The organism is Janthinobacterium sp. Mn2066 (assembly GCF_049319705.1).
In the GTDB taxonomy this organism is placed as follows: Bacteria; Pseudomonadota; Gammaproteobacteria; order Burkholderiales; family Burkholderiaceae_D; genus Janthinobacterium.
In genome coordinates, this window is sequence record NZ_JBMOUF010000002.1 from 195,161 (window position 1) to 216,071 (window position 20,911).

General features: G+C 63.5%; 15 protein-coding genes. 2 read left to right on the forward strand and 13 right to left on the reverse strand.

Annotated features, from left to right (window positions below):
* Window positions 1-20: 20 nt before the first annotated feature.
* On the forward strand, window positions 21-872 hold the full coding sequence (locus ACL9RI_RS04195) for an oxidoreductase (protein ID WP_422725324.1): 852 nt from the start codon (window positions 21-23) through the stop codon (window positions 870-872).
* Here the strand turns inward: ACL9RI_RS04195 and ACL9RI_RS04200 are convergent.
* Together ACL9RI_RS04200 and ACL9RI_RS04205 are read right to left on the reverse strand one after the other, a co-directional pair.
* Window positions 869-1,792 carry a diguanylate cyclase domain-containing protein gene (locus ACL9RI_RS04200; RefSeq protein WP_422725325.1) on the reverse strand — a complete coding sequence of 308 codons (924 nt, stop codon included), beginning with the start codon at window positions 1,790-1,792 and terminating at the stop codon, window positions 869-871. The genes ACL9RI_RS04195 and ACL9RI_RS04200 overlap by 4 nt on opposite strands.
* Complete coding sequence (locus ACL9RI_RS04205; protein ID WP_422725326.1) at window positions 1,789-6,288, reverse strand: PAS domain-containing protein; 4,500 nt, start codon at window positions 6,286-6,288, stop codon at window positions 1,789-1,791. The genes ACL9RI_RS04200 and ACL9RI_RS04205 overlap by 4 nt, the downstream gene beginning before the upstream one ends.
* Before the next feature lie 281 nt (window positions 6,289-6,569).
* On the opposite strand from ACL9RI_RS04205, the gene ACL9RI_RS04210 reads away from it, so the two are divergent.
* A complete protein-coding gene (locus tag ACL9RI_RS04210) occupies window positions 6,570-8,975 on the forward strand; it encodes an aldo/keto reductase (RefSeq protein WP_422725327.1) in 2,406 nt (801 codons plus the stop codon).
* A gap of 304 nt (window positions 8,976-9,279) precedes the next feature.
* Here the strand turns inward: ACL9RI_RS04210 and ACL9RI_RS04215 are convergent, their stop codons facing one another.
* The 11 genes from ACL9RI_RS04215 to mshL are packed head-to-tail and all read right to left on the reverse strand — an operon-like array spanning window position 9,280 to window position 20,823.
* Entirely contained in the window at window positions 9,280-9,852 is a 573-nt protein-coding gene (locus ACL9RI_RS04215; protein WP_422725328.1) for a prepilin-type N-terminal cleavage/methylation domain-containing protein, read from the reverse strand.
* Window positions 9,853-9,886: 34 nt separating this feature from the next.
* Window positions 9,887-10,615, reverse strand: coding sequence for a hypothetical protein (locus ACL9RI_RS04220; RefSeq protein WP_422725329.1), 729 nt, complete (start codon window positions 10,613-10,615; stop codon window positions 9,887-9,889).
* Complete coding sequence (locus tag ACL9RI_RS04225) at window positions 10,615-11,382, reverse strand: ABC transporter permease subunit (RefSeq protein ID WP_422725330.1); 768 nt, start codon at window positions 11,380-11,382, stop codon at window positions 10,615-10,617. Before ACL9RI_RS04225 ends, ACL9RI_RS04220 begins: the two co-directional genes overlap by 1 nt.
* Complete coding sequence (locus tag ACL9RI_RS04230) at window positions 11,382-12,086, reverse strand: type II secretion system protein (protein ID WP_422725331.1); 705 nt, start codon at window positions 12,084-12,086, stop codon at window positions 11,382-11,384. Before ACL9RI_RS04230 ends, ACL9RI_RS04225 begins: the two co-directional genes overlap by 1 nt.
* Window positions 12,083-12,442, reverse strand: coding sequence for a hypothetical protein (locus ACL9RI_RS04235; protein ID WP_422725332.1), 360 nt, complete (start codon window positions 12,440-12,442; stop codon window positions 12,083-12,085). Before ACL9RI_RS04235 ends, ACL9RI_RS04230 begins: the two co-directional genes overlap by 4 nt.
* Window positions 12,439-13,092, reverse strand: a complete 654-nt coding sequence (locus ACL9RI_RS04240; RefSeq protein ID WP_422725333.1) for a hypothetical protein — start codon at window positions 13,090-13,092, stop codon at window positions 12,439-12,441. Before ACL9RI_RS04240 ends, ACL9RI_RS04235 begins: the two co-directional genes overlap by 4 nt.
* Window positions 13,089-14,666 carry a hypothetical protein gene (locus ACL9RI_RS04245; RefSeq protein ID WP_422725334.1) on the reverse strand — a complete coding sequence of 526 codons (1,578 nt, stop codon included), beginning with the start codon at window positions 14,664-14,666 and terminating at the stop codon, window positions 13,089-13,091. The genes ACL9RI_RS04240 and ACL9RI_RS04245 overlap by 4 nt, the downstream gene beginning before the upstream one ends.
* Before the next feature lie 14 nt (window positions 14,667-14,680).
* A complete protein-coding gene (locus ACL9RI_RS04250; protein ID WP_422725335.1) occupies window positions 14,681-15,886 on the reverse strand; it encodes a type II secretion system F family protein in 1,206 nt (401 codons plus the stop codon).
* Window positions 15,886-17,589 carry a GspE/PulE family protein gene (locus ACL9RI_RS04255; RefSeq protein WP_422725336.1) on the reverse strand — a complete coding sequence of 568 codons (1,704 nt, stop codon included), beginning with the start codon at window positions 17,587-17,589 and terminating at the stop codon, window positions 15,886-15,888. Before ACL9RI_RS04255 ends, ACL9RI_RS04250 begins: the two co-directional genes overlap by 1 nt.
* A 7-nt stretch (window positions 17,590-17,596) precedes the next feature.
* Window positions 17,597-18,919 carry a tetratricopeptide repeat protein gene (locus ACL9RI_RS04260; protein WP_422725337.1) on the reverse strand — a complete coding sequence of 441 codons (1,323 nt, stop codon included), beginning with the start codon at window positions 18,917-18,919 and terminating at the stop codon, window positions 17,597-17,599.
* A complete protein-coding gene (gene mshL, locus ACL9RI_RS04265) occupies window positions 18,916-20,823 on the reverse strand; it encodes a pilus (MSHA type) biogenesis protein MshL (RefSeq protein WP_422725338.1) in 1,908 nt (635 codons plus the stop codon). The genes ACL9RI_RS04260 and mshL overlap by 4 nt, the downstream gene beginning before the upstream one ends.
* Window positions 20,824-20,911: the final 88 nt, after the last annotated feature.

Here is a 20,911-nt window from a genome sequence, read left to right on the forward strand (position 1 = left end):
TGGCCAGACTGGAGAACAAGATGCAGGCACAGGACAAGGGCAGTGACAGCAAGGTATGGATGGTGACGGGCGCTTCGCGCGGCCTGGGTGCCGAGATCGTGGCGGCCGCGCTGGCAGCGGGTGACAGGGTGGTGGCGACGGCGCGCGTGGCGGGCGATGTGAGGCAGCGTTTTGGCGAGCAGCCCGGTTTGCTGGCGCTGGCGCTCGACGTCACCGATGAAGCGGCGGCGCAGGCGGCGGCAGCGCACGCCGTGGCCCATTTCGGGCGTATCGATGTGCTGGTCAATAATGCCGGCTACGGCATCGCCGGCGCGGTCGAGGAAGTCAGCGGCGCCGAGGCGCGGGCCGTGTTCGACACCAATGTGCTGGGGCTGCTCAATGTGAGCCGCGCCGTGTTGCCGCAACTGCGCCGCCAGCGCAGCGGCCATCTGATCAATGTATCGTCGCTGGGCGGCTATTCGGTGGGCATGGGTTTTGGCGTGTATGGCGCCACCAAGTTCGCCGTCGAAGGCCTGAGCGAGTCGCTGCATGCGGAACTGGCGCCGCTGGGCATCCAGGTCACGGTGATCGAGCCTGGCTACTTCCGCACGACGTTTGGCGCTTCACTGCAACAGGCGGCCAGCGAAATAGCCGATTATGCAGGCACTGCCGGTGTGGTGCGCGAGGTGGTGAGGGAGGCCGTGCGCGCACCGTCGCAGCCGGGCGATCCGCGCAAGCTGGCGGGCGCCGTGCTGCGCCTGGCGAACTTGCCGCAACCGCCGCTGCGGCTGCAGCTGGGCAGTGACGCCTTGCAGCGCGTGCGGGCCAAGCATGCGTTCGTGGAAGAGGAAATGGCGCGCTGGGAAGCGTTGTCGCGCTCGACGGATTTCTAATCGACTTCCGAGGCGCAATAGCGGTCGCGTCCCGAGTGCTTGGCGCGGTACAGCAGCGCGTCGGCGGCGCGTATCAGCAGGCTGGCGTCCATGCCTTCGGCGGGCAGGATGCTGGCCATGCCCAGGCTGACGGTGACGTGCGGCCCCACGCTGGATTTGGCGTGCGGAATATGCAGGGCGCGCACTTCTTCGAGGATGCGCTGGGCCACCACTTCGGCGCCTTCGCGCGTTTCCTGCGGCAGCAGCACGATGAATTCCTCGCCGCCGTAGCGGGCCAGCAGGTCGGGCGGGCGCGTGGCGCAGCGGCGCATGGCGGCGCTCACCTGCTGCAGGCACAGGTCGCCGGCCTGGTGGCCGTAGGTATCGTTGTAGTCCTTGAAATGGTCGATGTCGGCCATGATGATGGCCATCGCCACGCTGTCGCGGGAGCAGCGGCGCCATTCGCTTTCCATGGCGTCGTTGAAGCTGCGCCGGTTGGCCAGGCCCGTGAGCGTATCGGTCAGCGACAGTTCGCGCATGGCGTCGGCCTGGCGCTTGATGGTCAGCTGGGTACGCACGCGGGCGCGCACCACGGCCGCATTGAAGGGCTTGGTGATGAAGTCCACGGCGCCCGCTTCGAGCGCCCGCGTTTCATCTTCGGGCAGGTTCAGGGCCGTCACAAAGATGATGGGGATGGCCTGCAGCGCATCCGATTCGCGCAGGGCCTTGCAGACGGCGTAGCCATCCATGCCGGGCATGACGGCGTCCAGCAATATCAGGTCCGGCAACTGCTTGCTGGCGATTTCCAGCGCCTTCTCCCCGCTCAGGGCAAACAGCACTTCATGCTCTTCGCGCAGCAGCTGGTGCAGGATCTGGATGTTTTCCATGGCGTCATCGACGATCAGAATGCGCCCGTTCATGGCAAGATTGGTCCAGCTCACGTGTTTTCCTCTCGTTTCATCTGGTCGCGCACGAGTTTTTCTGCTTCCGAAAAATGCAATGTGCCGATCGCATAGTCCAATGCCAGCGCCGTTTCCCGGTCCGCCTGCTCCAGTGCCGGACGTAGCAGATGGAATTGCGCCAACGCTTTCAGGTTGTTGTTCAGGATCAGGTCCAGCAGTTCGGCCAGGCCCGCCTGCAGGTCGACCGGGCTGCTGGCGGGCGCCACCTGGCTGAGCGGTAGCGGCAGGGTGCGCGTCCCTTCGATCACCACGCCCATCGCGCGCTCCAGCTGTTCCAGCAGCGCGTCCGCCGCCTGGCGCTGGCCCGCCTTCAGCGTTTTGCCGGCCCGGGCGCTCAGGTCCGCCACGGTGCTGGCGCCAAGGTTGGCGGCCACCCCGCACAGGCGGTGCAGCAGTTGCCCTGCCTGTTCCACCTGGCCTTGCGCCAGCAGCTGGCGCGTTTCTTCGACGGCGTCACCCTGGGAGTTTTCAAAACGCTTGAGCAGCGCCAGGAAGGCGCCATAATCGCCGCCGAAGCGGTGCAGGGCCGCATCCAGGTCGATGCCGGGCACGCCGGCCGGCACTTCCACCGCGGCGTGTTCACTGGACGCCGGGGGCGGGCTAGCGGCGGCGTCCAGCATGGGCACCAGCCGCGTCAGGGTCTGGATCAGTTCATCGACGTCAATCGGCTTGGCCACGTGGGCATTCATGCCGCTGGAGATGGCGCGCAGGCGGTCGTCATCCATGGCGTTGGCGGTCATGGCGACGATGGGCAGGCCGGTCAAGCCGAGGGCGCGGATGGCTTGCGTGGCTTCATAGCCATTCAGCACGGGCATTTGCAAATCCATCAGCACCACGTCAAAGTCGTGCGGCGCAGCGGCCAGCAGGTCGACGGCCAGCTGGCCATTGGCGGCCACGGCGACCCTTGCGCCGGAATGGAGCAGGATGTATTGCGCTACTTCCTGGTTGATTTCATTGTCTTCCACCAGCAGCACGCGCATGCCCGCCAGCAGGCCGGACAACGGTGTGGAGACGGGCAGTACGGGTGGCGCGTTGCGGCCCTGGCGCACCGCATCGATGGCGGCCAGCAGGCGCGCCGGCGTGGCCGGTTTGGACACGATGCCGGCCAGTGCCAGGCTGCTGGCGATGCGTTCCAGGTTTTCGCTGGCCTGGTCGGCCACCAGCATGATCACCGGCGGCACCTTGAGCATGGCGTCGGCGCGTACTTCGGTCAGCATGGAAATGCCATCCATGTCCGGCATGGCCGCGTCGAGCAGCACCAGCTCGGCCGGTGGTTTGCCGTCATCCAGGCTGGCATGGCTGCGTAGCAGCGCCATCCCGGCCAGGGCCCCATCGGCGCTGCGGTACTGCCAGCCCTGCGCCGCGCACAACTGTTCGAGCATGCTGCGTACGCTGGCGTTGTCGTCGATGATCAGCACGGACAGCGGCGGCGCCGTGCTGCGTGCGGGCGTTGGCCCGGTCCGGCCGAAGCGGCACACGAAACGGAAGTCGGAGCCTTGCCCCAAGGTGCTCTTGACGCTGAGGCTGCCGCCCATCAGTTCCACCATGCGCCGGCAGATGGCCAGGCCCAGCCCGGTGCCGCCATATTTGCGGCTGGTGCTGCTGTCGCCCTGCGAAAAGGCGTCGAAGATATGCTCCTGTTCGGCCGCTGCGATGCCGATGCCGGTGTCGCGCACGGAAAACTCCAGGGTCACGCTGTCGGCGTCCTCGAACAGGGGGCGGATGGCCAGCACCACTTCGCCATCGCTGGTGAACTTGACGGCATTGCCGACCAGGTTGATGAGAATCTGTTCCACGCGCAGCGCGTCGCCGATCAGTTCATCCGGTACATGCGGGTCCAGCACGAACACCGGCTCCACGCCGCGCGCCCAGGCGCTGCTGGCCAGCAGCACGCCGATGCTGGCCAGCATGCGTTCGAGCTGGAAGCGGCGCTGTTCCAGCACCAGCTGTCCCGCTTCGATCTTCGAGAAGTCGAGCACGTCGTTGACGATGCCCAGCAGCGACTGCGTGGCCATCTGGATCTTGCTGACGTAGCTGCGCTCGCGCCGCTCCAGCGGCGACTCTTCCAGCAGGCGCGCCAGGCCGATGATGGCGTTCATCGGCGTGCGGATTTCATGGCTCATATTGGCCACGAAATCGCTTTTGGCGATGCTGGCCGCCTCGGCCTTGTCGCGTGCGCGCACCATCTGTTCGTTCAGTTCGTGCAAGCGCAATTGCGTGCGCTTGAGTTCAGAGACATCCGAGCCGAGCACGAAGAAGCCGCGCACGCTGCCGCTGCCATCGCTGTCGAAATCGGGAATGTAATTGGTCCAGGTATGGCGCACCTGGCCTTGTGGGTCGAGCAGGTCGCGCTCGAAGCTTTGCGGCCGGCCGGCCAGCACGCCTTCCACCTGGGGCGTGTAGACCTTGAACAGTTCGGGCCCCAGCAGGTCACTGATGTGGATGCCATCGAGTTCGGCGCTGCTGCGGCCGAAGCACTCGGTGTAGAACTGGTTGGCGAAGCGGCAGCGCAGGTCGCTGCCCCAGTAGGACACCATGCCCGGCAGGTTGTCGGTGACGGTGCGGATGAAGCGTTCGCTCTGCTCCAGCCGCAAGGTGGTGGCGTGCAGCACTTCCGTGGCCCGCTTGCGTTCGCTGATATCGATGGACACGCCCAGCACATGGCTGGCGCGGCCGGCGTCGTCGCGCAAGACCACCTTGCGCGTGGTGAAGTAGCGTGTCGTGCCATCGGCGGTATTGATCGCTTCCTGTTCGATTTCCACCATTTGTCCCGTGGCCAGCAGCTTGCGGTCCGCATTGATGAAGGCGGCGGCCTGCTGCGGCGGAAAGAAGTCATGGTCGGTCTTGCCCAGCAATTGTTCACGCGAACGGCCCAAGGTCAGCTCGGCATGGCGGTTGACCATCTCAAAGCTCAGCTTGTCGGCGCGCTTGACGAACACCATCGCTGGAATATTTTCTATGATAGTGCCGAACAGGTGCCGCGAGTGGCGAAATTCCGCTTCCGTGCGGCGGCGCTCCGTAATGTCCAGTAACAGGCCGGAGACGCCCAATAATTGCTGTTCCGGCCCGAAAATCGGGTGGTAGGACACGATCCAGTGCCGGGCTTCGTCGTGGTTTTCCCCCGTATAGCCTTTCATTTCGATATTGACGATGGCTTTCCCGGTCTCCAAAACATGGCGCAAGCCCCGTTCGACTTCCGTGCGCACGTCATCGTTGAAGATCATTTCCGCCAGCGGGCGGCCGATATGGCTGGCCACGGGCGTGGCATTGAGGGCCGCCAGGTAGTCGTTGATCATCACGATGCGCAGGTCGCGATCGACGAAAATGAGACCGATCGGCGCCGTCGCATACACGGTAGCCAGCAGGCGCGTGGACTGCTCCAGCGCCAGGGTGCGCTCGGCCACCAGGCTTTCGAGCTGCGTGCGGTGGCGCTGCAAATCGCTTTCCAGGGTGGCCAGCGCCTGCGCCATGTCGGCCGATTCGCGGTTGGTATGGCGGCCGGGCGCCAGTGGCTGGCCTTGCGCCAGCGCCTGTATCTGGCCTGTCAGGGTTTGCAGCGTGTAGGCCAGGCGGCCGCCCATCTTCCAGGCCAGCGCGAAGGCCGCGCCCAGCAGCAGCGCCAGGATCGCGGAACCCGTCAGCACTGAGCGCAGCAGGGCCTCGCTGACGGTGGCCGTGCGCATGGTCACGGCCGCCGTCCAGGCGTCATCGCGGGCACGGTGAAAGCCCGTGTAGACATCCAGGCCCTCCATCGATGCGTGGCGCACCATGCCGTCGCGCGCGTGCAGCAGCTGTTCCAGCAGTTGCGGCATGCTGCGCTGCCCCACATAGCGTTGCGGATCGCGCGTGCGCGCCACGTTGATGCCGTCGGCATTGAGGATGGCCGCGCTCAGGTAGGACGGCATGCCCAGTTCGCGCATCACGCCCGGCAGATAATTGGCCGGATAGAGCGCCGTGAGGACCAGCGGCGCGCCCTTGTCCCGTGGCAGCGGCGTGCTCCAGGCCATCTGCGGCGGTTCCGCTGCCCCTGCAGGCAGGTTGGTCAGGCGAGGCTGGTTCCGGTCGACCGTGCGCTGCATGCTGGCGGCGGCCTTGGGCGCCAGGTCGGGCGGCGTGGCCTGCGGGGGCAGGGAGGTGTCAAATAACTGATGGCCCGCCGTGTCGGACAAAATGAAGGCGCTGACGGCAAAGCCGGGGCGCAGCAGGCCGGCCGCCTGGCTGCGCAGGGCGGCGATATCGTGATCGCGCAGGGCGGGCGAGTTTGCCAGCATGTAGGCCGCCATGCGGGCGCCGTCGATGTCGCGTTCGACCGTGGCGCTGACGGCGCGCGCCGCCTGCGCCGTTTCACTGACGACGTGATCATGTTCGCGTTTGTAGCTTTGGATGGCCAGCAGCACGAACACCACCGCCGTCGGTACGGCCCAGGCCAGCACCAGCCGCGAGATTCTTGCGCGTATCGAGGGCAAATCGTGCAAGCGGCGAGCTCCCAGAAAGATGCGAGGAATGAAACGATGCTAGTCGAAATGGATAGACATGACAAGCATAGTTTCTGCCGTGCAAAAAAAGCGTGGCATTCGCACTTTCAGCTAGTGACGCAGCGTCAATCTGATGCATCGTATATGAGATGCGGCGCCGGATGCGGTGGCGAAAGAAGCCGCTTTGGTGGGGTATCAGAAAAAATCAGGCTACCTCAGAAAAATGTGGTTATGATGATGTGGCCGTATCAACAACGACACTCTTCGACGGATGCCACCTCATGCAAGCACCACTCCAGTCAAAAAATACGCCTGATGCCGTTCAAACGAAAACCGGCAGGACGGCAAGGCAGGATTGGCGGTTTGCGGATAATCGGCCCGAGGCGGTGGCGCAACGACAACTGGCCGAGATGATGAATAACAGCCCGGGTGTGTTGCAGCAGCGGGCGCTAAGCGAAGCCATTCATAACAGTCCGCGGATGGTGGCGCAACACGAAGAAAAAACAAACCCTGCCGGCCTGCCCAATCCATTGAAATCAGGGCTGGACTCGCTCTCTGGCATGAGCATGGATCATGTAAAGGTGCACCATAACTCGGATGAGCCGGCGCCGTTGCAGGCGCATGCTTATACCCAAGGCAAGGAGATTCATCTGGGGGCGGGGCAAGAAAGGCCTTTGCCCCATGAGGCCGGTCATATTGCCGGGAACCCAGTGGCAGCGGAACGCGTAGCAGGCGCAGTCACCCAGCGTATTACTGTTTTAGGTCTGGCGGAGGCGAACGAACCGCGTGGAATGGCTGCAACCAGCAGCACCGCCATGGCGCCGCTCGCGACCTCAACGCCGGTGGTGCAACGCGAAATCCGGGTGGATGCGGAAAATGAAGGCGCGCGGTACGAGTCCGGTATGGATATCGTGGAGTCCGACTGGAATTTTTCCCCCGCCGAAAAGGGTATTTTTCAGCGCTGGCTCACAGATCTTGAGCCGCATCGCTATGCAGACAGAGCCGCCTTAAAGGCAGCCATACATCGGGTCGCGATACAGCCGTTCGGTACAGACATTGCCGTCTCTTTTGTCGATGCGGACGAACAGAAAGCTGTCTTCAGGCAGGCGCTTGAAGCAGGATATCGGGTATTTGACACTGCATCCACCTATGGAACGCTGGAAAGCCTGTGGGCCGCCGTCGACGAACTGGCGATTCCGCGCAGCGAGCTGACCATCATTTTTAAGACCCAACCGGCCCACGATGCCAAGCTTGCGATAGAAATCAGCGGATTGCCGCAGGGCGAGGTGCCCATGTATCTTCAGGGGCGTGCCAAAGAATTGGAGGCGAGCAAAGTTGGCACCAAGCTCGCCAAAGCAAAAACGGCATTGGGTGGCGAGCTGCCGGATGTGTTGATGCTGCATGACGTCGATACCGACGAGGCGACACTGCACGAAACAATTAAGCTGTTCGCCTCACATATTGTCGCAGGCCGTGCTAAAGCATTAGGAGTCAGTAACGTGTCACTGCCCGAGCTCCAGATGCTGGTCCCGCTTGCGGTCGAGGCTGGGGCGCCGATCAGGTACGTGCAAAATCGTTTCAGTCCCTACTTTCGGGATGACAAGGTCCGGGAGTACTGCAAAGAAGAGAATATCCAATATATGTCGTACGGTTTGATGGGGAGCGCGCAAGTAGGCGCCTGCGCGGGCGTCGGCGGGGAGGGCACGGGGATCCCGACGCAATACCTGCTGGCACGCCACGACCCGCGACTGCGTGCATTGGCGGCGGCAAGTGGAATCAACGAGGGCGAATTGTTGCTTGCCTGGGCGCAGGCGCGCGGCATCGTCCCGGTGACCTTCACGTCGCGCGGGGACCAGGCCCGGCAAAATTTCAATCGGGCGGCCCTGCCGCTGTCTGCCGGGCTCATCACGCAGCTCGACAACCTATTTGTCACACCGTCTGCCGATGCAAAATTGACCGTAGACAGCATGGTCGAGTCCAGCGCCCCCCTGAAGTCGCTGTATGCAGCCTTTCCCGACCCGACCGCCTGGTCTATCATCGATGCCCTGCGCGGCGCCGAGGGTGGTCAAGGGCTCATGATGCGGGTGGCCGCCGATATCGTGGCCGCACATCCGGAGGCAGTCCAGCAATCGGAAGCACTCAAACGCTTTTCGCTCAACCTTATCCGTCACGTCGCTGATATCCAATCGACCATCCAGAGGATGCAGAATGATCGCAATGCTGTGATCAAGAGTAACTTGACAGCCGAGGTGCAAGAGATTGTGCCTGAAGTAACGCTCGGCAATTGGACCGAATTACTTATTCCGGCCTTCCAGGAACTTGCCGCCGCCGCAGATGCGCCGCATGTATTTGCACTGTTCTTTAAGTGGGCCCAGGAAAATCATGACGTCAAAGGCCACACCATGCTTGCCGCAGCAGGCTTATGGGGCGAAATGACGCGCACGCCCGCGCCAGAGCACGATAACGTGGAAATCCCGGTCATGCCGGAAACGCCCGTCGCATCGACGCCAGTCACCGTCAGCTATGACGATGCGCGACTGAAAAGCTACTCATCCGAGGATTTTAAGGCCGAAGAGCGGGAGGCACTGGAACCTGATGAGTTCCTTAACCTCGATGGGGTACTTTACCTGGTCGTCAAGAATAACAAAAACGTACGAACGCTGGAAATTGCCGAGTACGTGCATTGAAACTGGCACCAGCCTGGCAAACCTGCCTTCAGCCGAAACAGAGGAACATCGATAGGCGCATGCCTATGCATGCGCCTATCACTGGCGCGAAGCCGGGGTCAGTTTGAGCTAAATAATCATCAGGAAATTATTGTGAATTTATGAAGAGCAGAAGGGGATGCGATGCAAGGCGACTGTTGCGACGCAGTGCTGGTACTGCGAGCCGCAGCCAACACAGCAGCGCGCCGCTTATGGAAGTCAGAAATTTTCATGGATATCTAACAGGGACAATCGTCCATGCCGGATATCCATGCAGCGGCGCGCATCAGAAAAACACGGCCGTCCGCGGAATAATCGCCCCCGTATTGCCATAAGGCTGGGTAGCGCGCACGGAGCCGGTGGTGGCGATGCCGTCGTCGAGCTTGCTATCGATTTGCTCGGCGTAGCCTTCGGGCAGGTTGTCGAAGCGTATGCCGTTGCCGGCGCGGCCGCCCACTTCGTCGTTGTACAGGTAGACGGCGCCGCCCTGGGCGCTGGTCATGAACTGGCTGGTGCCGTTGAACGAGCCGGTAATGAAGCCGCCCAGCGCCAGGTGCTGCGGCGCCAGCGTGAATTCGCGCGGCTGGCCGTCGCCGATCTGGCCATCGCCATTGCCATTGCCGGCTGCGTTCGGCACGTGCAGGGTGGCCTGGATGTCATCGCCAGGCAGGGCGCGGAATTTGTCCTGGTAGGCGTTCACGGCAGCCGTCAGCGAATTCGATTGCTGGATGATGTTCTTGACCTTGGCGCTGTCGATCAAGCCCTGGCCTTTGAGCACGCCGCCCAGCAGCAAGCCGATGATGACCAGGACGATGGCGATTTCAACCAAAGTGAAACCTTGCTGGCGACGGTAAGTCATGGTATTTCCTTTCGAACAGGCTGCCGGTGATGGTTTATTGTACATTTTTTAACAGGTCCTTCTTCCTTGCCAGCGTATCGAGGCGGCGCGCCAAGAAGGCCAGTTCATGCGGATCGGTGATCTGGCCATCCTGGATCAGGCCGCCGAGCACGATTTGCGCGCTATCGAGCTGATCCATGTCTTCCAGGATAAAGGCTTCCATTTCGCGCACCCACGGCGGCACGTGCACACCGGCCGTTTGCAGGCGCAACTGGCGCGCATAGGCCAGGGCCAGCGGCAAGTCGTGCAGCTGGTGTTTGGCGCTCAATGTGGCTTGCGCCATGGCGGGCCAGCGATGCGCGGGATCCTCGGCAAAACTGCGGGCGACAAAATCGAGCATGCGCCGCGTGCGCAGCGGGTCGGACACGCCCGCGTAGACTTCGCTGGCCGCCACCAGCGCATACTGGCTGCGCGGATCGAGGTTCAAGCCCGTTTCCAGCCAGCCGGCCAGGTGATCGTAATCGAGGCTGCGCCAGGGCAGGCTGACACCGGGCTGGTCTTCAAACGCTTGCAGATACAGCAGCCAGCCCCTGGCCATGGCCAGCGGGTCGCCCAGGCTGGCCAGGCGTACGGCGGCCAAGGGCGGCGGAGCCGGCAGCGGCTGCGCCCGGACTGCCTCGTTGTTCTGGCTCCAGCGCCAGGCCAGTTGCAGCAGCAGGGCGCAAGCCAATAGCAGCCACGCAAAATGGGGCACGCTCGACACAGGACGCAGACTGTTGGCCATCAGATGTTCCTGCGGTAAAAGTCGCATAGCGCGCAGGCAGCCAGCAAGGTCACGTAAATGGCCGTTTGCGCGGCCACCGTCCCCAGCGCATGCCAGTCGCCGGTGGCGTACAGCAGCCAGTCCGTGCGCGTGAAGTTGTCCAGGCGGGGCAGCAGCAAAGCCAGGCCATCGATGGCGCTGGCCATGGCTTCACGCGGCCACGATGGCCCGGCGCCGGGACTGTGCGCCAGTAGCTGCAAGCTGCCCACGCTGCGCGCCAGCACATAAAAACCGCTGCTGGCCGCCAGCGCCGGCAAGGCATGCTGCAGGCTGGCTGCACATAGCAGGCTGAAGGCGGCGACGATCCACAGTTCGCCCAGCAGGGAAATGGCCCACAACGCACTCTGTGCCAGTGGCGCAAACAGGGTTGTCAGGCCACCAAACAGCAGCGCCGGTACGGTCGCCAGCGCCGCATAGCCGCCCAGCTTGCCCAGCAGATAGCTGGCGCGCGGCATGGGCAGGGCCAGCAGCAATTCGGTGCCCTTGTCGGCCGCTTCGCGGGCCATGCTGGTGATTACAAACGTTGCCAGCAGGAACATGCTAGCCAGGCGCAGCACGGCGGCCAGCAGTGCCGCCTGCACGGCGCGGCTTTCGGTTAAGGCCAGTTGCTGCAAAAAGCCGGACAGGCCCAGCGCGGCGCAGGCGGCCAGCATGAATAGCCACAGCAGCCGGCTGCGCAGCGCTTCGAGCAGGGTATAGCGGGCGATGATGAGGGATGGTGACAGCATCAGCGCGGCAGCCTTTGCGCGGTGACCATGCGGTTGAACAGGATATTCGGCGACAGCCAGACGATCATGTCGTCGAAGCTGCCGCCCGCCTGCAAGCCCGTGCTGGCGGCGCGGCTGATAAACAGGGTCTCGCTGCTGGCATTGTTGCGCTCGTCGAGATTGCCCGCATCGGCTTGCGCCAGCTGGCGCTGGCCCTGCGCGCTGGTGGCGCCAAAGCCATTCTTGCCATGGGACATGATCACGGCCGGAATGTCGTTCAAGGCGGTCGCTTGCGTCAACGGTCCGCCATCGCGCGTGGCGATGCTGATGTCGCGCGGCGTCGCCAGGCCAAATTGCTGTTCGCTGTCGCTGAAGGCGGGCGTGACGCTGTAGCGGAACAGATTGTTCCAGCTGTCGCTCTTGCGCAGTCCCAATGTCGCCCATGGCAGGAAGCCGGCCCGTTTTTCTTCCGTGCAGCGGGCGCCGCTGCGGTCTTCCAGGCCGTTCATGGCGGAAATCGCCGGGCAGGGCAGGTAGCCATAGCGCACGGCAAAGCCCGTCAACGCTTCGCGCGCGTCTTCCAGCGATTTTTGCGTTTCCGCTACCTTGCGCTGTTCCAACTGCACCGTCAATGGCGTGACCAGGCCGCCTATCATCAAGCCCACGATCACCAGCACGATGGCGATTTCGATCAGGCTGAAGCCCGCTTGCTTGCTTGCCATCATGGCTGCGCCTCGGTCACTTCCCGGATGGCGCCGCTGGCCGGATCGTAGCGCTGGCCCGGTTTCAGCCGCAGTGGCTGGCCGTTCGACAGGCGCAGCGTCCCCTTGGTGTCGTTGTGCGGCGTCTGGTTCAGCCAGATGGTGGAGTGGCCGCTGCTGCGCTGTACCACGCCATTGAGTTCCACCGGTGGCGGCGGTTCGGGCGGCGGCGATGGCGTTGCCTTGTCGGCGCGCGGCGCACCATAGCGCTGGGCGTCAAGCTGGGCCCGCTGCTCGGGCGAGGAAAACAGCCGTCCCAGCTGCGGAGGCTGGGCCTGCGCCGATACGGTGACGAGCAAAAGGAAGAGTAAATGCTTCATGGGCGCTCCGTGCCGGTATTGCCCAAAGTCAGCCACAGCAAGCCGCACTCGGCGCTCAAGGTGGCGGCTGACGTATTACGCTTGATGTTGCAATCCTGCACGGCAAAAGAGCCGGACTGGTGCAAGTCGTCCAGCAGGTTCAGCACATCCATTTCATGCAGCAGCTCCATCTGCAGCCGCATCGGCGTGCCCCGCAACTGCAGCGCCCCCATGGCCAGCGCTGGCGGCACTTTCAGCACTTGCCGGGCGCTGATGTCATAGCTGATCGGCAGCAGCTTGCGCTGTTCCTGGCTGTGGCGGATGGCGTCGATCCAGGCCAGGCGGTTTTCTTCGCCGACCAGGCCCCGCTGGCGCAAGGCCAGGAACGCCGGTTCATAGGCGCGGATATCGTGCTTTTCCGTTTCCACCTGATTAAACCGGTTGGCCGCCGTGGCGCGGGCCTGGCGTGCCAGTTCCCGTTCATCGCCCTGGTCGTCGGCGTAGCGGTAGCTCAAGCCGAGCAGCAGCACGCTGGCCGCCACCGTCAGGGCGGCGCACAGCAGGGCGGGCCTTAGCCGGTGCAGTTCGGCCAGCCACCACGGCGCGGGGCGTGCCGCGGCTGCGGCTTTCTGCATGCCGGGCAAGTGCGGCGATTTGACGGGGCCGCTCATGGCTGCCACACCAGCAAGACGGTGAAACGGGCATGGCCATCGGGCGCCGGCGCCGCGCTCTTGCCGCTGAGGGACACGCCGGGCCGCAAGTCCAGCGGCGCTTCCTCGATTTCCACGCGCAGGCGCGGCTGGCGCGCCAGGTCTTGTGCAAAGGCCGTGATGGCGGCCAAGGCGCTGCGGTAATCGTTGCGCGGCATCTCGACGTCCGCTTCCAGCCGCAAGGCTTGCGGGGGCGGCGCCGGGATGCCGGCCAGTGTACTCGCCAAGGCCGGCACTGGCTGTCCTTGCGGCGCCGCTTGTGCCCCCGCTTGTGCCCCCGATGTTGCGCGCACGGGTGGCGGCCCCGCATTCCAGTGCAGCTGGTTCAGCCGCACTTGCGGCGCGCCATCGAGCGCCGCGCTGAGCATCGCCAGCAGCCGGCCCGGCTCCGGCGCCTGGCTGCTGATCATGCGTTCCACGGTGACGGCCGTTTTCATGGTCTGGGTCCTGGCCGGCGCGGGCGGCATGTCGGACATGACCTGGCGGTAGCGTTCCTGGTACGAGGCCGCTTCCTGCCGCAGCCGCGTGGTCTCGGCGCCATCCTGCAGGCCGCCCAGCAGATAGCCTGCGCTCCATATGACGGCCAGCGTGCCCAGCGCGATGCTGGCGCCATACAGCGCGGTACGGCTGCGCTGCACATGGCGGTGGCGGGCCAGCAATCCGGGCGGATAATGGCTGGCCGGCGGCCGCTTGCCCAGCAAGCTGAGCAGCAATGCATCTGCCAGCACGGGCGCCGTTTTCAAATCCGCGCGCGCGCTGGCGATCTGTATGTCGATAAAGTGATACGCCACTTCGATGCCGTTGTCGCACAGCTGTTCGAGCTTGCTGATTTGCCCGGCCGGCGCCAAAATCACGGTATGCAGGACATCGCCGCGCGCCAGCATGCGCGTGCTGGTGAGGAATTGCCGCGTCTTTTCTGTTTCCAGCGCGATATTGACGGCCACGCCGTCGAGCGCAATCGCCGGCGTCTGGCGTGAAAAACGCAGCTGTCCCTGCTCGTAGTAACTTTGCCGCAAGCCGCCCGATTGCTGCGTTACCAGCAGCAAGTGTTCATGCGGCAGCGCCAGTTGTTTCACCAGCGCAATGCTCAGCAGGCTGGTCGAATAGATGCCGGCCACCGGGACGCGCATCTGGTCCAGCACTTCCGTCCACGGCTGCAGCAGCGCAGGGTTGGTCAGCGCAAAGAACAGCAGCTGGTCATCGCGGCGGCCCGTCTCTTCCCGGCCCAGCAGGGTGCTGCCACGGTAGGGCGTATCGCGATACAGCTGGCCCAGGCGCCGCTCCAGCAGTGCGCGGCCCGCCTTGCCGCGCACGTGGGGCAGCAGCTGGCGCTGGAAGTCTTCCTCGATCAAGTCCGTCAGCAGGTAGGCGGGCACGCGCAACCTTTGCTCGTTCGGCACTTCCAGCCAGGCCGCGAAAGCCTCCAGCCCGGCGGCACTGGCCGGAAAGGCGTGGCCAGGGCCCAGTGCGCCGTGGCGCCAGTCGTAGGCGACCAGGGTGTCGCTGGTGAGATAAAAGAGTTGTTTGCGGGACATGATCGTGTCGGCCTTCACGTCTTGATCGTGCTGATCGTGTCGTAAATGGGCCCCAGCACCGACAGCATGATCCAGCCCAGCAGCAGGCCCAGGATCACCGTCATGGCCGGCTCTATCATCGCTTGCACTTTCTCGATCAATTCCTTCACTTCGCGGTTGTAGAAATAACTGACATTGCGCAAGGCCGTGTCCAGCGAGCCGGTCGCTTCGCCCACTTTCAGCATGCGGATCACCAGCGGCGGAAAGATACCCGTATGCTGGAAGGCAAGAGTCACGCCCTGGCCTTCGCTGATCAGCTGGGCGGCGCGGCGCAGGCCTGCCGCCACCACCTGGTTGCCGGCGATGCCTTCTGACAGGCGGATGCATTCGAGGATGGTGATGCCGGACGCATACATCAGCGCAAAAAAGGTGGCGAAGCGGGCCAGGATGATTTTATGCAGCACGGGACCGATCAGCCACACCCGCAGTTTGAGGCCGTCGAACGCGTAGCGGGCCGCGCTGCTGCGCTTGATCCAGGCGCGCGCGCCCAGCAGCAGCACGATGGGCAGGGCCAGCAGCAGATACCAGTAATCGATAAAGACGTTCGAGACGGCAATCAGCACGCGCGTGTGCAGCGGCAATTCGCCGCCCATGTTGCGAATAAACGAGGTCAGTTGCGGCACCAGGTAGATCATCAGGAAAAACGTCACGGCACAGACCACGATGGCCACGATGATCGGGTACATCACGATCTTGCGCGTTTGCGAGGCCAGTTCATCCTGCCACTTCAAACTTTCCGACAGGTTCTTGAATACTTCGGCAATCTTGCCGCTTTGTTCACCCGCCAGTATCAAACTGGTAAACGTGGCATCAAAAATGTCGCCATGCTGGGCCAGCGCGCCGGACAAGGGCAAGCCGCCTTCGATGCTTTCGATCAGGTCGGTGACCACTTCGCGCAGGCGCGGGTGGTCGGTGCTGACCCGCAAATCGTTCAAGCCGTCGAGGATCGGCACGCCCGCGCCCGTCAACTGTTCCATGTGGAAACAGAAATTGATCAGGTCGCGGCGGTGGATCACACGCTTGCCGAACACCGCCAGGTACTGGCCCGTGATCTTGCAGTCGATCAAGTCCAGCTGCATGCGGTGCAGCCGCGCCTCCAGGTCGGGCACATTGGCTGCTTCCATGCTGCCTGGAATCAGGGCGCCGCCAGCGTCCATGGCGCGGTAGACATATTGCGGCATCAGCTCAGCCTGTCCGTCAGGTCGACCACGCGCGCCACTTCGTCCAGGGTGGTTACCCCTTCGCGCACGCGGCGCAAGCCGTCATCGACCAGTGTGTGGAAACCGGCTGCCTGGGCCGCATTCTTCAGTTCACGGGTGCTGGCCCGGCGGGCCGTCATTTCATCGAGTTCGGGCGTCATTTTCAGCAGTTCCATGATGGCCAGCCGTCCCTTGTAGCCCTGGTGGGCGCAGCGCTCGCAGCCGACCGCCCGGCAGATCTGCACGGCTTCATCGTCGGGATGCAGTCCCAGCAAGCGCCGTTCGACGCTGTCGGCCAGCTGGGTTTCCTTGCAATGCGGACACAATTTGCGCACCAGGCGCTGGGCCACGATGCCGATGATGTTGCCGGCCATGATGTCGGGCAAGATGCCGATATCGAGCAGGCGCGACAGCGAACCGATGGCGGAATTCGTATGCAGGGTGGAATACACCTGGTGGCCCGTCATGGCGGCGGCAAAGGCCATTTCAGCCGTTTCGCGGTCGCGGATTTCGCCCACCAGTATCACGTCCGGGTCTTGCCGCATCATCGAGCGGATGCCGTCGGCAAAACCCAGCTTGACCGATTCGTTGACGGAAGTCTGCCGTATCATGTTCATCGGATACTCAACCGGATCTTCCAGGGTCATGATGTTGACGCTTTCCGTATTGATATGGTTGATGATGGAATACAGGGTGGTGGTCTTGCCGCTGCCGGTCGGGCCCGTGACGAGGATCACGCCATCGGGCCGCGCGATCATCAGTTTCAGCAGATTGAGTTCCGTCTCGGCCAGGCCCAGGGCATCCAGCGGCACGATGCCCGTTTGCCGGTCCAGCACGCGCAGGACAAAATTTTCGCCGTGCACGGTCGGTTGCGCGGAAGCACGAAAATCGATTTGCCGCCCGGAAAACTTGATCGTGATGCGGCCATCCTGCGGCGCGCGCGCTTCGGCGATATTCATGTTCGATATCACTTTCAGGCGCACCGCCATGGCGGGCCAGTATGATTTGTGCAGGCTGCGGATTTGCCGCAGGATGCCGTCGATGCGGTAGCGGATGCGCAGGAACGACTGTTCCGGCTCGAAATGGATATCGGATGCGCCATTCTGCACGGCGTCAGCCAGCAGCGCATCGATCAGGCGCACCATGGGCTGGCTGTATTCGTCCGACGGCGAAGCCATGCTCTGGTAATTGACTTCGCCCGTTTCGATTTCATGCAGGATGCCATCGATCGACAATTCAAAACCATAGTACTGGTCGATCGCCCGCGTGATATCGGATTCATTGACCAGCAAGGTGGAAATCGTGATGCCTTTCACCAGCATGGCGCTGATCTGGTCGAGCGCCACGATATTGCTGGTATCGGCCATCGCCAGGATCAGATTATCCGTTTGCCGCTCATACACGATGGGAAACACACGGTAGCGCTTGGCGACGTCCTTGGGGATCAGTTTCAGGGCGATGGCATCGACCACCAGGTTCGACAAGTCCGCGCTTTGCTGCCTGAGGTTTTCGCTGAGCGCCTCGCGCACGGTGGCTTCCGTGACAAATCCCAGGCTGATCAGGAGCTTGCCCAGCGGCTCGCCGCTGCGCTTCTGCTCGATCAGCACGATGCGCAACTGGTCTTCGCTGATCACGCCTTTCTGGATCAGCAACTTGCCCAGCGGAAGTTTTGCCTGTTCTGCCATGAAACGTTTATTCCTGTCTGGTAATGACGATGCCGTCTGTTGCAGGGTTGACAGGCACACCGAGTTCGCGCAGGCGCGCCTGCGCCACTGCCTGGTCGAATGCGGCTGGCGCTGTTTGCGCCAGGGCCAGCGCGCGCGCGTAATAGCTGGCGGCCATTTTCGGCTGGTTCAGCTGGTCCAGGCCCACGGCCAGGTTGAAGGCATAGTCTGGATTGCCGGGCACGGCGCTGTAGGCGCGGAAAAATTGCTGCTGCGCTTCGGGCCAGCGGCGCTGCTTGGCGTAGACATTGCCCAGCGCAAACAGCACGGGGCCGCTGTCGGGCGAGCGGGCCAGGATGGCTTTCAGCTTCGACTCGCTTTGCACCACGTCGCCCTGGCGCAAGCCGATCAGGCCAGCGAGGGCCACGCCATCGTCGGGATTGAGTTCCAGCAAGCGCACGTAGAGCGCGGCCGCCTGCGCACCTTGCTGTTCGCGCAAGGCGACCGACGCCAGGCCCAGCAGCGCGTCGCGGTTGCTGGTCTCCTGGCGCAGCACGGCTTCATATTGCTGGCGGGCACCGGCCAACTGGCCATCGTTGAGTAACTGGTAGGCTTGCTGCAGGCCGGGATTGATGCGCGGGGCCGTATCGGTGCGCACCACCTTGATATTGCTGGTGTCGGGCGGGACTACGCGCGGCGGCGCAGGCGCAGGCGCAGACGCCGCTGCCTCGGCGTGCAGGACGGGGCGTTCCTCGTGGTGGATCACCGGCGCTGGCGCCGCTTCCTGTTCCGGCGCCGATGGCGCCAGCACCACGATGGGGGCGGCCGGGCCGCTACTGCCGGCGCCGGGCGCATCGGTGAGCGGCATGGGCACGCCAGGCAGGTTGGCGCCCGCGCCGGGGCTGCTGCTGGCGCGCCAGTACCAATAGCCCATCACGGCCACCACCAGCAATAAGATGCCCAGCAGCACGGCCAGGCGCGCGGTAGCCGGATCGATGCTGACGGCGCTGCGCGGTGGCGCAGTAGCGCGGCTGGAGGGAGTGGCCCGCGGCTTGGCGGGCGGCGGCGTCTCCATGCGTGGTTCTGCGCGTGCTTCTGTACTCGCCTGCGGTGGTGGCTGCTGTGGCTGCGGCGGCGCGCTGGAGGCCATCGGCTCCAGGCTCAGCGTATCGGCCGTGTCGAAGGATGGCGGCGGCTGCGCCTGCCGTGCGCTCGGGATCGGCGTGTCATCGGCTGGCGCCAGTTCCAGCACCTGGTCGTAGGCTTCGGACGGCTTTTCCAGCTCGTCTTCGTGCAGGCTGTTCTGTTTGGCGCGCTCGGCTTTCTTGAGCGCCTGCATCAGCAAGCTCATGGCGGGTCTCCCTGCAGGCGCGCCTGCGGCGGTCCATCCGAGTAAGGCTGGCTATTGAGCGGCACCTGGCCAGGCAGCAGGTAGCGGTAGTCGCGGTAATCGCCTTCGATGCTGGCGTCCTTGACCACCACGGGGCGCATGAAGATCACCAGCTCCGTCTTGCTGCTCGCTTCATTGCGGTAGGTAAACAGGTTGCCCACCAACGGCAGGCTGGACAGGCCGGGCACGCCATCCTTGGCATTGTCGACGGAATCCTGCATCAGGCCGCCCATCACGGCAATTTGTCCGCTGGCCACCTTCATGATCGATTCCAGCTCCCGCGCCTGGATCACGGGCACGCGGCTGACCACGCTGGCCGTGGCCAGCGCCGGGTTCGGGTCTTGCACGTAGCCGACGATGCGGGTGATGGTGGGGCGCACATTGAGCGTGACTTCGTCGCTGTCGGAAATCTGCGGCGTCACGCTCATGACAAAACCGACCGGCACCGTTTCCAGTTTCGATTCATAGGTGGCCGGCGTGGTGATGGTGCCGCTGGAGCTGATCACGGCCGGCGTGACCTTGATGGTGAAGAAGACGTTGTTGTCGACCACTTTCAGCATCGCCGTCTGGTTGTTCATCACGCTGATTTTCGGGCTGGACAGCACTTTGACCTTGCCGAACGATTCGAGCAGCTGGATGGTGGTGGCAAAACTGTCCTTGGCGTAATTGAGCAAAAAGATGCCGGGCGTGGAGTTGGGCACCACGCCGGATGGCAGGCTGGCCGTGCCCACTTGCCCCTGGTTGATGCGCAGGCTGCCCGTCAGACGCGACCAGTTGATGCCTTGCTGGTATTCGTTGCTGAGGCGAACTTCGATGATGGTGGCCTCGATCAATACTTGCCGCTTGACGCTGTGCTGCACGATATCGATGAATTCCGCCACTTTTTCATGCTGGCGCCCGGTGGCCCGCACGGCGATCAGGCCGCCTTCCACATTGACCACCACCGAAGAAGGCTTGCCCTTGTTGGCCAGTTTTAACAGCGGCAAGCCATTCGCGTCCAGCGGCACGCCGCCGCCCGGCTGGCTTCGCGTGGCCTGGCCGGCAGGCGGATTCAGGCTGTCCGATGGCGGATTGCTGCCCGATGGCGTGGCGTTGGGATTGTTGCTTTGCGGCTGGACCGGCACGCTGGCCAGTTGCTGGTTCAGCAGGGCCAGCGGGTCGGCCAGCGGGTCGTTGAGCGTGCTGTCGCGCAGGAGGTCGCGGATATTGCGCTCCAGGCTGTACCAGAAATTGTTTTCCGAGCGGTTCACCACCAGGGTGGTCGAGTTATTGTTGCCATTGCCGCCCACCACCGGGCTGCCGGTATTGCCAGGGTTATTGCCGCCGCTGGCGTTGCTGGTACTGGTGCTGGCGCCGCCGCCCGCGGTGGAAATCTGCGTGGCGATATTGACGCTGCTGTTAGTGCTGCGCGCCATGTTGACGTAATCGATCTTGTAATTGCGCCAGACCGGTTCGTCCGGCAGCACGGTCAGGTTCTTGCCGTCGATTTCATAACGCATGTCCACCTGGCGTGCGATGCGCGTGAGCAATTGCGGCAAGGTCTGGTTCAGGGCATTGAGCGTGACCAGTCCTTCGATGTTCGGGTGGATATCGATATTCATGCCGGCGTCGCGCGCCAGTGCAAACAGCAGCGATTGCACTGGCACCCTGTGCACCGTCACGCTGTAGGTCTCGACCTTGGGCGCGGCCACGGGCGGGGCCAGCACAGCGCTTTGCTGTACCGTCTCGGGAATCGCGCCGGCAGGGCGGGGCGCTTCGTTGATATGGCCCGGCGACAAGGGTGTTTGCTGCGCCGCACAGCCAGCGAGCAGGGCGCAACAGGCAAGAGCGACCGGGGCCAGCACAGGAATAGGGTGTTTGCTCATGAAGATATCGCCCTTGATGTCGTGTTGTGCTTTTGCAATTTTAAACAGCATGATGGCCTAAAAGCAATCGTGTGTGCAGGCAAAAACA

What these genes read in the sequence shown, in the direction of transcription:
- ACL9RI_RS04195 (WP_422725324.1), top strand. Translation starts at nt 21, where the DNA reads ATGCAGGCACAGGACAAGGGCAGTGACAGCAAGGTATGGATGGTGACG.
- ACL9RI_RS04210 (WP_422725327.1), top strand. Translation starts at nt 6,570, where the DNA reads ATGCAAGCACCACTCCAGTCAAAAAATACGCCTGATGCCGTTCAAACG.
- ACL9RI_RS04215 (WP_422725328.1), bottom strand. Translation starts at nt 9,852, where the DNA reads ATGACTTACCGTCGCCAGCAAGGTTTCACTTTGGTTGAAATCGCCATC.
- ACL9RI_RS04220 (WP_422725329.1), bottom strand. Translation starts at nt 10,615, where the DNA reads ATGGCCAACAGTCTGCGTCCTGTGTCGAGCGTGCCCCATTTTGCGTGG.
- ACL9RI_RS04225 (WP_422725330.1), bottom strand. Translation starts at nt 11,382, where the DNA reads ATGCTGTCACCATCCCTCATCATCGCCCGCTATACCCTGCTCGAAGCG.
- ACL9RI_RS04230 (WP_422725331.1), bottom strand. Translation starts at nt 12,086, where the DNA reads ATGATGGCAAGCAAGCAAGCGGGCTTCAGCCTGATCGAAATCGCCATC.
- ACL9RI_RS04235 (WP_422725332.1), bottom strand. Translation starts at nt 12,442, where the DNA reads ATGAAGCATTTACTCTTCCTTTTGCTCGTCACCGTATCGGCGCAGGCC.
- ACL9RI_RS04240 (WP_422725333.1), bottom strand. Translation starts at nt 13,092, where the DNA reads ATGAGCGGCCCCGTCAAATCGCCGCACTTGCCCGGCATGCAGAAAGCC.
- ACL9RI_RS04245 (WP_422725334.1), bottom strand. Translation starts at nt 14,666, where the DNA reads ATGTCCCGCAAACAACTCTTTTATCTCACCAGCGACACCCTGGTCGCC.
- ACL9RI_RS04250 (WP_422725335.1), bottom strand. Translation starts at nt 15,886, where the DNA reads ATGCCGCAATATGTCTACCGCGCCATGGACGCTGGCGGCGCCCTGATT.
- ACL9RI_RS04255 (WP_422725336.1), bottom strand. Translation starts at nt 17,589, where the DNA reads ATGGCAGAACAGGCAAAACTTCCGCTGGGCAAGTTGCTGATCCAGAAA.
- ACL9RI_RS04260 (WP_422725337.1), bottom strand. Translation starts at nt 18,919, where the DNA reads ATGAGCTTGCTGATGCAGGCGCTCAAGAAAGCCGAGCGCGCCAAACAG.
- mshL (WP_422725338.1), bottom strand. Translation starts at nt 20,823, where the DNA reads ATGAGCAAACACCCTATTCCTGTGCTGGCCCCGGTCGCTCTTGCCTGT.